The organism is Chryseobacterium sp. JK1 (assembly GCF_050632815.1).
Taxonomy (GTDB): domain Bacteria; phylum Bacteroidota; class Bacteroidia; order Flavobacteriales; family Weeksellaceae; genus Chryseobacterium.
This window is the reverse complement of sequence record NZ_JBODRU010000001.1, coordinates 168,817-180,729: the sequence shown is the minus strand read 5'-3', so window position 1 is coordinate 180,729 and position 11,913 is coordinate 168,817. Positions and strand designations below refer to the sequence as shown.

Sequence of the window (11,913 nt, the reverse complement as noted above, 5' to 3'; positions counted from 1 at the left end):
ATGAAAATCAAATTATTATCAGTGCTGGTCTTCCTGGCACACCTTTGTCACGCCCAAATTGAAGGAACATGGAAAGGAGAACTCGATCTTAAAAGCACAAAACTTCCTATTATCATCAAAGTAAAAAAGGAGAAAAACGGATATAGCTCTGCTCTCACCAGTCCAATGCAAAGCTCCCAAAGTATTAATGCTGATCAAACACAGTTCAGCAATGATGAGCTTAATTTCGAAATCCAAAATCTTGGTGCCTCATATAAAGGAACATTCAAAGCCGATCATTTTGAAGGAAATTTCACCCAAAAAGGAAGGACTTTTCCACTGAATTTCTTCAGAGAGCTTCAGAAAAGCCAGGATGTTCCCTACCTCAACGGTAAAGCCATCAATTCCAAAAAGATTGATGATTTCCTAGATTATATTGTTCAAAACAACCAGGGAATTGGCAGTGTAACGATTTTCAGAAACGGCTCGGAAGTTTATCACAAAGATTTCGGGCAAGAACAGCTTAAAAATGTTTCTTATGATAAAAACACTCAATATCAGATAGGATCTGTAAGCAAACTTATCACTGCTGTTATGCTGTTACAGCTTGTTGAACAGAAGAAACTCAGTTTAAATGACAAGCTATCAAAATTTCACCCGGAAATTCCTTACGCGGAAAGCATTACGATTAAACAGATGCTGAACCATACCAGCGGATTGGGGGATTATGTAGGAAAACCTGAAAACAACTGGCTTTTCGGAAAACCGGTAGGAGATGCTGCCATTATTTCTGCGATTACCAAAGAAGGTGTAAATTCTCTTCCCGGAAAAAAGTTGAGATATTCCAATTCGGCTTATTTTCTACTGAGCAGGATTTTAGAAAAATTGTACAATCAGCCTTATCATATTATTTTAAAGGAAAATATTCTTAATAAAACGAAAATGAACCATACTTTTTCGGTTCTTGATCATCCCGATAATATTTTTAAATCTTATGAGCTTTCCAATGGAAACTGGACTGAAGTAAAAGATTTTGATTTTAATAATTGTATAGGCCTGGGTGATATTGTTTCTACGACAGAAGACATGAATATTTTCATCAATGCTCTATTCAATGGAAAATTCATTAGTGATAATACCTTGAAAATGATGATTTCCGATAAGGATGAGAAAATATTCGGTAAAGGAATTATGAAAATGCCTTTCTATAATATTATTTCTTACGGACATGGTGGCGATACGGCCGGCACCCACTCTACTGTATCTTACCAGCCTGAAGACAAGCTGTCGTTTGCAGTCACGATCAACGGGGAAAATTTTCCGCACAACCAACTGTTTTTAGGTATTTTGAATTTAATGTATGACAGAAATTATGAATATCCTGTGTTTGAGACTTCTAAAATATCTGCGTCTGACCTGGAAAAATACCCCGGGGAGTATTCATCCAAAGATATTCCGCTAGGATTAAAAATATTTATTAAAAATGACAAGCTGTATGCTCAGGGAACCGGACAACCGGAGTTTGAACTGGAATATATAGAAAAGGATCAGTTTAAATTTGATCAAGCAGATTTGAGTATCACTTTCCTTCCTGAAAAAAAACAGCTACAACTTACACAAGGAGGAAAAACATATGTGTTCGACAGAAAATAAAATATACCAATACCCCCAAAAAAACCTTAGATCGTAATCTAAGGTTTTTCTATTTTATTCATTCATTTCTATTAACATTCAGGGACATTCACGGCAATCGCAAGTCCTCCTTCAGAAGTTTCTTTAAAGCGGTCACTCATAGACTGAGCCGTTTCCCACATCGTCTGAATGACTTCATCTAAAGTTACTTTGGCTTTAGTAGGATCACTTTCCAATGCGATGTTGGCTGCCGTAATGGCTTTCATGGCTCCCATAGTATTTCTTTCGATACAAGGGATCTGCACAAGACCTTTGATAGGGTCGCAGGTTAATCCAAGGTGATGTTCCATTGCAATTTCTGCCGCCATTAATACTTGTCCTACGCTTCCGCCCAAGATTTCAGTAAGTCCTGCTGCCGCCATTGCCGAAGACACGCCAATTTCTGCCTGACAACCTCCCATAGCTGCAGAAATGGTAGCATTTTTCTTGAATAATGTTCCAATTTCTCCTGCAACCAGTAAAAACCTTACAATGTCTTCTTCACTTTTGAATGCAGTAAAGGCCTGTGAATACATCAAAACTGCCGGAATAACACCACTTGCCCCATTTGTAGGCGCTGTGATAATTCTTCCAAAGCTTGCATTTTCTTCATTTACCGCCAATGCAAAACATGCAATCCACTTATTGATATTGGTGAAATTTTCCTCAGCATCTACTACCAGCTTAAACCATTCGTCTTTGTTTTTATAAATTTTATCGCCAAGAAGCTTTCTGTTAAGACCTGCCGCTCTTCTCGTAACATTTAATCCTCCCGGGAGAATGCCTTCTTTATTCACTCCTTTATAGATACATTCTTTAATCTGACTCCAGATATATAATGCTTCTTGTCTCGTTTCTTCCTGGGGTCTCCAGCTTTCTTCATTAATCATAATCAGATCTGAAATTCTGCTGAATCCTAGTTTTTCACAGTATTTTACAATATCTGAAGATTTATGACACGGATATAATGTACGTACACACTGTTTTTGGATTGAGTTTTTTTCCTGACTGGCGATGAAACCACCTCCTACAGAATAGAAATCCTGTACAAGCTCTGTTCCATCTTCAAAAACGGCTCTAAAGATCATTCCATTAGGATGAAAATCAAGGGATTTCTTCATATTAAGAACCAAATGGTGCCCGTAAACAAAGGGAATCACCTTCTCTCCACCCAGATTAAGGGTTTGAGTATTTTTGATATAATCTATTTTTTCATCAATTTTGGTCATATCAATGGTTTTAAAATCTTCACCATTCAACCCAAGCATTCCGGCGATATCTGTGCCATGACCGATCCCCGTTTTTGCGAGTGAACCAAAGAATTCGAGGAAAACTTCTTTAACCTCTTCAATTGACCTTTCTCTTTTTATAATCCTGATAAATGCAGCTGCGGCATTCCAAGGGCCCATCGTATGCGAACTGGAGGGGCCTATTCCTACTTTAATAATTTCAAAAACCGATATTGATTCCATAAATGATTCGTCATTTTCCTCAAAAACAAAGATACATGATAAATCTTAATAAAAATAAGGTTCTGAGCATTCATAACCGTTTAAAAATTGAAAAAAACTACATCAGACTTTCTTCGTGCTGGGAAAGATCGAGCCCTTTATTCTCGGACTCTTCGGATACCCGCAGTGTGATCATGGAATCTGTTATTTTATACAGTAATAAAGACCCGAAAAATGTAAAAGCAGACACAAGAACTAATGCTGCCATATGATGAAGAAAAACCTCTACACCACCATGAAGAAGACTTGCTTTTTCACCATGGGCAAAAATTGCCGTGAGAATCATTCCCATAATTCCTCCTACCCCATGACAGGCAAATACATCCAGCGTATCATCAAACTTCTTTAGCGCTTTCCAGTTCACCATCACATTCGAAACAATAGCAGTAATAAACCCTATAAAAAGGCTCTCCTGAATGGTAACAAATCCACAACCTGGAGTAATTGCAACTAATCCGACCACCGCTCCGATACAGGCTCCCAATGCGGAAACACTTCTTCCATTGATCCTGTCAAAAAGTATCCATGTCATCATTGCTGATGCAGAAGCAATAGTTGTTGTACCGAATGCTGTAGCTGCCGAAGCGGAAGCACTTAATGCCGATCCCGCATTAAATCCGAACCAGCCAAACCACAACATCCCTGTTCCCAAAAGTACATAAGGAATATTGGAAGGCTCATGATGAGGATTTTTTCTGTTTCCTACTACCATTGCTCCGGCCAATGCTGCAAACCCGGCACTCATATGCACAACTGTTCCACCTGCAAAATCTTTTACTCCAAAATATTTATTCAGAAGACCGTCCGGATGCCACACCATATGACAAAGCGGCGTATAAATGAAGAGACTGAAAAGAACAATAAATAAAAGATAGGAAATAAACCGCACCCGCTCGGCAAAAGAACCTGTAATAATAGCAGGGGTAATAACGGCAAATTTCATCTGAAAAAGGGCAAAAAGGATAAAGGGAATGGTAGAAGCCATCTGATGATGTGGCAACACTCCTACTCTGCTAAAAAAAGGATAGCTTAAAGGATTTCCAATAATTCCATAATGGGTACCATTAAGGGTAAAACCCAGTGAATCTCCAAAAGACAAGGAAAAACCAACCACTACCCACAAAATAGAGATCACTCCTAAAGCAATAAAGCTCTGCAACATTGTGGAAATGACATTTTTCTTCCCCACCATTCCGCCATAGAAGAAAGAAAGACCGGGAGTCATTAGAAGTACAAGACCTGCAGCTGCGAGAATCCAGGCTACATCTGCTCCTACTAATTTATCTTCACTAAGAAATTCTCCTGTATTGACAGTATCAGAAGAAGGGTTCCAGAATAAACCTCCAATTGCTACGAGAGCGATAATGGAAAAAGAAACAATCCATTTTAATCCTATTTTCATAAAATTTACATTTAACCCTATCAAAATTAAACATAAATATTATAAAAACATATTTTTTCAACAAAATACCCCTATAAAAAACCGATCAATGAGCAATTATTTTATTTTTATTAAAAACTTCTTTAAGTATTTTTGAAACTTCTTTAGATTTTGTAGCAGGAAAAAGATGGGTTCCGCCTTTGATGACATAATCCGGATTCGAGTATTTGATGGGAAAAATAATGTCTTTGTCTCCCAGAATCTGAATAACCTTAGGGTTTTCTTCAAACTTCCATTCGGCAACCTTTTCCACCGACCATTTCAGGTAATAAGGATCTCTTACTTTGAAATACTGAAATATCTTTGAATTTTTAGAGTCAAAAAACTTTTGAATTACACCTGCTTTATCATTGAACAATCCTACAGGCAGTATTCTTGGGATCTTTGTAACTTCTCCTGTTTTGATGAATTTGGATTTTTCTTTATCAGATTTTATGCTTCCCAGGATTACGACTTTTTCTGCAGATTTCAATCGATTGATTTCCTGCACAATAATTCCTCCAAAGGAATATCCCAGAAGTGAAAATGGCTCAGAGTCATCTACTTTTTCAGCCATTCTTTTGACATAATGATCAAATGGTTCATTTTTTTCCGGAATAAGCCAGTCTATAAAGACCAATTCATAGTTTTTGGGAAATTCTATTCTTTCAAGCACCTTAAAGTCGGCACCCAGACCGCTTACAATGTAAAGTTTCATCTTACTAATTTATAAAAATTACAGAAAAGCAGAAAGGAGAAAAGCGTACATGAAGAGAATTTAAAAGTGGCAATGAAAAACTTTCCGGATTGAAAAAAGAGAATTTTATGGCATTAAGCCAATAAAAAAGAGCAATTCTTATGAACTGCTCTTCTTGATCAATATAATATCTAATATTATTTTTTCTTTTTTACAGGAATTCTGTTCTCGTTATCCAGCATTTGGGTAGTAACTTTAAACTGAATGTCCATTTCATTTTTGATGAAATAATCTTTCAATGAAGATTGGTAGAATACTTTAAAGTCTCTTCTGTTCAGAGAGAATTTAGCCGATTCAATAGAAGTTGTAAACTGAGTTACATATACATTAGCCGGGAAAGAGATTGTTTTTCTCACTCCTTTCAACGTAAGATCTCCGTATACGGTAGAGTTATACTCACTGTTTGCTAAAGGAATAATTTTAGTCAGGTGGAATTTTGCAACCGGGAACTTTTTTACTTCGAAGAAATTAGTACTTTTCAGGTCGTCAGTAAGTTTGATCTGATCTTCATCAGAAACATCTCCTGCCATCATACTTCTCATATCTATTACAAATTCTCCGTCTACCAATACAGTATGGTCAAAATTGAATTTTCCACTTTTCAGCTTTACGGTTCCTGAGTGGGATGAAGCCTCGGTTTTTACAACTTTATATCCCCACCATCTGATCTCTGATGAAGTCACTTTTGCAACTTTATCAAACTTCTTTTGGGCAGAAACAAATGATATGCTTGCGCACACCATAGCAAACAATAGTAATCTTTTCATTCTTTTTTATTTACAATTCAACAAAAATAAAAAAAAGTGTAGAACTTCTACACTTTTAATAATCTTTTTTTGATTAATTTATTGAGCAGTAACCTTTACAAGCATATCAATATCATCTTTCACAAAAACATCCTGCATTGTAGACTTGTATGCTACATCAAATTTCTGTCTGTCGAAAGAGAATTTGTTAGATACTAAGCTTACTACACCTTTGCTGTAAGAAATCTTTGCAGGGAAAGTAATAGCGCTTGTTTTACCTTTTACAGTAAGGTTACCTGTTACTAAAGAGCTATACACTTTATCGTTATTTTTCTTTACACCAGTAATTTTGAAAGCTGCTGTAGGGAATTTTTCAACTTCAAAGAAATCACCATTTTTAAGGTGACCATTTAATTTTTGTTGGTACTCACCTGTAAGGTCAGTTGAAGTAATAGAAGTCATATCCAATACGAAGTTTCCACCTACCAATTGGTTTCCTTTCATTACCAGATCTCCTGACTTCACTTTTACAGTACCGTCGTGAGAGCTTGCCTCAGATTTTGCCACTTTATATCCCCACCAGTGTACATCAGACGCTACTACTTTTTTAGATTGTCCGAAAGCTAAACCACCAGCTAAAACTGCTAATAAAAATATTTTTTTCATTGAATAGAGTTGTTTGTTTATTTTGATGTTGCAAATGTAGCTATCTTCTCTCATAGACAGCATTGATGTATATCAATAAAATCAATTATTTTTATGAATAATATCATCCCATAAAAAAACTCCGAATTTCTTCGGAGTTTATATTTTATAGTTGATAATAGGCAGTATAAAGGGCTACCCCTTTTAATGCCGTGTGGTTTTGCTTTACCAGATAGATTGGGATATTTCGAAGCATTCCTTCCATTTTATCACTGATTTTGAATTTCTCATAGAATTTATCTTTGTCGATATATTCTATCATCAACTGAGGAAGGTCTCCTGCGATCAGCAATCCTCCTGTCGCCTTCAATTTCAATGTTAAGTTATTGGCTTCACGGGCCAGGAACTCAAGGAAAGTATCTAAAGCAATTCTGCAGATCAGAACATTTTCTTCTACAGCTGCTTTGTAAAGTTCTTCTACGAAATTACCCTGTGCCAGACGTTCTCCCAACCATTCCGGTTCCGGGTGTCTTTTTACGTCTCTCAGGAATCTGTAGATATTGAATAAACCTGTTTTAGACAATACATTTTCCCAGCTTACAATTCCATAGATATTATTCAGGAACTGGTAGAATTCTACTTCTACGTTGGTTCTCGGTGAAAATTCAGAATGCCCCCCTTCTGTAGCGAAAGGTCTTAGGTTTTTCCCGTCAAAGAAGTATCCTGCTTCTCCTAATCCGTTTCCGGGAGCCAGGATGGCAACATTTCCTTTTTCAAGATGTCCGCTGGTATAGATGGCATCAAGATCGTTGTCTTCAAGAAGAGCCATTCCGTAAGCAGATGCTTCCAGGTCGTTCAGCATTTCTACCTTTTCAAACCCAAAGTCTCTTGTATACTCTTCAATGTCTAAACTCCAGCCTAGTCTTGCAGGGCTACTTTTCCCGTCGAGTACCGGACCTGGTACAGCCATTCCAAGGCGTTTTACGTTTTCCAGCTGATTGTCCTGAATAAATTTTTTCAAAATATCAGAAAAAGAAGCATATTCTTTTGTTGAATATACGTTCTGAAGTTTTATCTCAAGACCTCCGTTACCGGAAACAAAATAGCCTAAGATGGTCATATCTTCACGGAGACTTGCTCCAATGATAGAAACATTATCATTATTACTGTTCTCTACTCCTGGTAAATAAAGTGGAAACTTTGGATTCAGAATCATAACCTCAAATTTTACCAAATATAATAATTGTTTTTGTAAATCCTGCACAGAACAAAAAAACCTTTCCACTTTCGTGAAAAGGTTTTGGTTAATAATTGTTTATATATTAAATCTAACTACTTTCCTAACGGAATATTGTAACCGAATCCTACTCCGATATTTCCCACATTATAGTCCTGGCCAACTAAATCTCCTTTAGTTCCTACAAAAACCTTCTGGTATTGTACGAAAAAGTTCCAGTCTCTGTTGTGATATCCGATCTCCGGTTTGATGTAAAAACCACCACTTGCTCTTTCCACATTCGTGTTGGAAGCAACTTGCTTATCTCCAACCAGGAATCCGTAACCTAAATCAGTTCCGAAGTAGAAACCGGTTTGTTTTGGATAGATTCTTACTAACGCTGCTACAGGTACTACTCCTACATCATTGTTTTTATAACCGTTGTTTTCTTTTCCGAAATAATGAGTATATCCTGTTGCAATACCTAATCCAAACCCTGGGGTGATCAGGTTCTGGTAAGCTACATCTACACCTACAGCGGCAGAAAGATTATCTGAAGGAACTGCTAAACCAACATTTGCACCTACTTTGATCATATTGTTCATTTGAGCACTTTGGGCACTTACCACACCTGCTGTTAAAATTCCAGCCAGCAAGATTGCTTGTTTAAACATTTTCATAACTCTAATTTTTTAATTTTACTAAACTAGAAGATGTAAAAATCATGCCAAGCAAGGCTTTCATTACGACTTTAACACTCTAAAACAACGTAAACAAATGAATATCAATCTATTATTTTTAACAAAATTTAAATGTTTGTTTAACAAAATTTATCAAAAAAGTATCTTAAAAAGTGAATTAAGGAAAAAAACGATATCAAAACACCTTCATAAAAAACAGATATTGTAATCATTTTTATTCTTATCTTCGAATAGGTCAGTCTTTTTACCTGAATTTCAAATCATATTTACTTTTATCTAAAAATATCATAGGATTATCCATTTCAATCATTTCTTTGATCGCTTTTTCTTTATCCACAGTATTTTTATAATAGGCTTCAGCAATTTTATAGCCAATTCTATATCCTAAATCTCCTGGTCTGTCTTTACTGCTGGCCGCATTAAATAGCCAATTTTGCGGATTTTTTGTACAGAGTTCGCTTTTCATCTCCTCCCATAACTGTTTTTCGTTGGCATTGGCATACAATGCAGCACGGCTTTTAACTTCCTCCTTTCTGTTCATGATCAGTTCTTCGGAAATATAGCTGGCAACTCCTTCTTTTATTACGTTTTCTAACAAATTACATTGGCAGGCATATTTGTTTACAGGTACCTGCTGGGTATGAATATACTCATGAACAACGGTTTCTTTCACATAATTGATAACATCCTTGAGATTGGAACGGGACTCAATATCAGCCTTTAGGTTTTCATTCGTTATTTCGGAAAGATCGCTGTTTTTATCTCCTGCAAACATTTCAACACCAATCAGCAGATAATGACCGGAGATGGTTCCTCCTGTGGATACCGGTCCTATTGTAAAGGCAATTTTAGCGGGTTTACTTTTGGGGTAAAATTCGGCAAACTCAGAAATAATAGTTTTGAATTTCTCCGATTTTGAAATACTGATCGAGTTATCTCTGACGCTTGTATAGTATTTCTTATATTTTTTGATTCTTTCCACAAAAAACTCGGCGGAAAAGTATCTCACCTTCTCAAATTCTTTTAAACCATTGGTGCCACGGTCCAAATAATATTTCTGAATGGTCTGAACACTGTCCTGATAAGACTTACTGTATTTCAACTTGTCATAAGCGTCCCAAAAATGCTGGATGTCAATAGTTGTTATATCTTTTACGTCTTCTTTTTTTAAATCCTCCGACTGCTTGGCACGCCATTCAATCTCCGATTTATCTAATGTTCTTATATGTATTCGGACAATTCCGTTGGAAACCGGGTTGGGAGAAACGGATTTGATATTGACTCTGTATTCTCCATTCTTTTCGGGACTGTATTCTAATTTATCATATCCCTTGCTTCCATCAGCAACATCAACCGAAGAGATCTTTTGATTGTCTGAATTGTAAAGATTGATTTCGATGTCAATATTCTCCTGATATACTTTTATTACATATGTTTTCTCTTTTTCGAAAGAAAGGATATAATTGAGCTCTTCTTTACCATCGAATGCAATGGTTTGATCGTTCATTTTAAATATGTTTTTCTGTCCATACAATAAAGGAGACAGAACAAAAAAGGTTAAAAATAGTACAAGCAGTTTATTCATATTCTTTTATTAAAAGACAATTTAAACAAATATTTCATTACTTTTTATACAGTAAAAACTTCCTCATTCACCAAATAAATAATCAAAAACAATAAATTAAGTAATATTTTCCATCATCAACTTTAATTTATTTACATTGTTGATAACATTGGCAAATATCCTCCAATACATGAAATTCATGGTTCATCTTTGTTTTTTCGGGCTTCCTCTTTTTCTTGAAACGATAATATTAACAATCATTAACCCGTTATAATTTTAACTTTTTTCATGCAGAAGTATCAAAAAAATAAATATTCTCACCATGGCTGATTCATTATTAAAAAACAAGCATCTTCTTTGGCGCGCAGGTTTCGGTGTTGGAATTAATCAGATCGATGATTTGAAAAATAAAAACACAAAAACGTTATTAGGTGAATTATTTAAAGAAAGTAATTTTACAGAGATCACTTATGACACACCAGATGCAGATCAGGTAGCAGACTATATGAACAGTACAGCTACCGCAGAAAAGAAAAAGGAAATGCAGCGTATTTACAGGGAACAAAATAATGAACTGAATCTGAACTTCCTGAATTCAATAGTGAACAGCAAAGAACAGATGAGGGAAAAAATGGCTTTTTTCTGGCACGGACATTTTGCTTCAAGAGTACAGAACCCTAAATTCAACAGACAACTTCTGAATACTATCAGAAAGAATGCGTTGGGAAACTTTAAAGATTTGCTTTTTGAAGTCAGCCAATCCCCAGCGATGCTAAACTTTCTCAATAATCAGCAAAACAAGAAAGATCATCCTAATGAAAATTTTGCCCGGGAAGTGATGGAACTTTTCACAATGGGTAGAGGGAATTATACAGAAAAAGACGTTCGTGAAGGCGCCAGAGCTTTTACAGGATGGAGTTATGATAAGGAAGGAAATTTCAAAGAGAGAAAGAATCTTCATGACGAAGGAACTAAAAATTTTCTAGGAAAAACTGGAAACTTCGATGGTAGCGATGTTTTAAATATCATTTTGGAACAAAAGGCTACTGCTCAATTTATAACGACTAAGATTTATAAATTTTTCGTCAATGAAAAGGTAGATAACGATACAATCAACCGTTTAAGCACCAGCTTCTATAATTCAGGATATGATATCAAAAAGCTGATGAATGATATTTTTTCAAGCGAATGGTTTTATGATCCGAAAAATATGGGAAACCGCATAAAATCCCCGATAGAGCTTATGGCGGGAATAATGCGGATACTTCCCATGCAGATTCAAAATCCGGAAAACCTCATCGTTTATCAAAAACTGCTGGGACAAATGTTGCTGTATCCTCCCAATGTAGCCGGCTGGCCTAATGGAAAATCATGGATTGACAGCTCTACTCTTATGCTTCGGCTTCAGGTTCCACAGATCTGGTCCGGTCTTCGTCCTCTGGAATACACTCCCAGACAGGATGATGATATTGACATGGGAATGAAATCCAAAGAAACAGCTTTAAATAAGACGTTTAAAAATCCGAATATTATCATCGACTGGAACCGTATAGACAATGTATTTGCTCATAAAAACTGCGAAGACTATCTCATCCAGAATATCCAAAGTATGGATCTTAATACGGTGAAGAATTTTTCTGATAACAGTATAAAAATGAATGTCATCAACCTCATGTCTACCCCGGAATATCAGTTGTGCTAGA

10 protein-coding genes are annotated in these 11,913 nt (G+C 36.1%); 2 read left to right on the top strand and 8 right to left on the bottom strand.

The genetic code is table 11. From position 1 onward, the window contains the following. The gene (locus tag ACQ76T_RS00910) at positions 1 to 1,632 is read left to right on the top strand and encodes a serine hydrolase domain-containing protein (RefSeq protein ID WP_431341475.1); all 1,632 of its coding nucleotides are present in this window, start codon (positions 1 to 3) and stop codon (positions 1,630 to 1,632) included. Positions 1,633 to 1,703: 71 nt separating this feature from the next. On the opposite strand, the gene ACQ76T_RS00905 is transcribed toward ACQ76T_RS00910, so the two are convergent. From ACQ76T_RS00905 to ACQ76T_RS00870, 8 genes are all read right to left on the bottom strand, one after another. After that, positions 1,704 to 3,122: an L-serine ammonia-lyase gene (locus ACQ76T_RS00905; protein WP_431341474.1), complete on the bottom strand. Its 1,419-nt coding sequence runs from the start codon at positions 3,120 to 3,122 to the stop codon at positions 1,704 to 1,706. 97 nt (positions 3,123 to 3,219) lie between these two features. Continuing rightward, positions 3,220 to 4,563, bottom strand: a complete 1,344-nt coding sequence (locus ACQ76T_RS00900) for an ammonium transporter (RefSeq protein WP_431341473.1) — start codon at positions 4,561 to 4,563, stop codon at positions 3,220 to 3,222. A gap of 85 nt (positions 4,564 to 4,648) precedes the next feature. Continuing rightward, complete coding sequence (locus ACQ76T_RS00895; protein ID WP_431341472.1) at positions 4,649 to 5,299, bottom strand: alpha/beta hydrolase; 651 nt, start codon at positions 5,297 to 5,299, stop codon at positions 4,649 to 4,651. Between the two features lie 176 nt (positions 5,300 to 5,475). After that, positions 5,476 to 6,105 carry a YceI family protein gene (locus ACQ76T_RS00890; protein WP_431341471.1) on the bottom strand — a complete coding sequence of 210 codons (630 nt, stop codon included), beginning with the start codon at positions 6,103 to 6,105 and terminating at the stop codon, positions 5,476 to 5,478. Positions 6,106 to 6,183: 78 nt separating this feature from the next. Further along, on the bottom strand, positions 6,184 to 6,750 hold the full coding sequence (locus ACQ76T_RS00885) for a YceI family protein (RefSeq protein ID WP_422691385.1): 567 nt from the start codon (positions 6,748 to 6,750) through the stop codon (positions 6,184 to 6,186). Between the two features lie 145 nt (positions 6,751 to 6,895). Beyond that, a complete protein-coding gene (locus ACQ76T_RS00880; protein ID WP_431341470.1) occupies positions 6,896 to 7,945 on the bottom strand; it encodes a glucokinase in 1,050 nt (349 codons plus the stop codon). 116 nt (positions 7,946 to 8,061) lie between these two features. After that, positions 8,062 to 8,625: a hypothetical protein gene (locus ACQ76T_RS00875; RefSeq protein WP_431341469.1), complete on the bottom strand. Its 564-nt coding sequence runs from the start codon at positions 8,623 to 8,625 to the stop codon at positions 8,062 to 8,064. 265 nt (positions 8,626 to 8,890) lie between these two features. Further along, complete coding sequence (locus ACQ76T_RS00870) at positions 8,891 to 10,153, bottom strand: DUF2268 domain-containing putative Zn-dependent protease (protein WP_431341468.1); 1,263 nt, start codon at positions 10,151 to 10,153, stop codon at positions 8,891 to 8,893. A 379-nt stretch (positions 10,154 to 10,532) separates the two neighbouring features. On the opposite strand from ACQ76T_RS00870, the gene ACQ76T_RS00865 reads away from it, so the two are divergent. Further along, positions 10,533 to 11,912: a DUF1800 domain-containing protein gene (locus ACQ76T_RS00865; protein ID WP_431341467.1), complete on the top strand. Its 1,380-nt coding sequence runs from the start codon at positions 10,533 to 10,535 to the stop codon at positions 11,910 to 11,912. The last annotated feature ends 1 nt before the right edge of the window (position 11,913 follow it).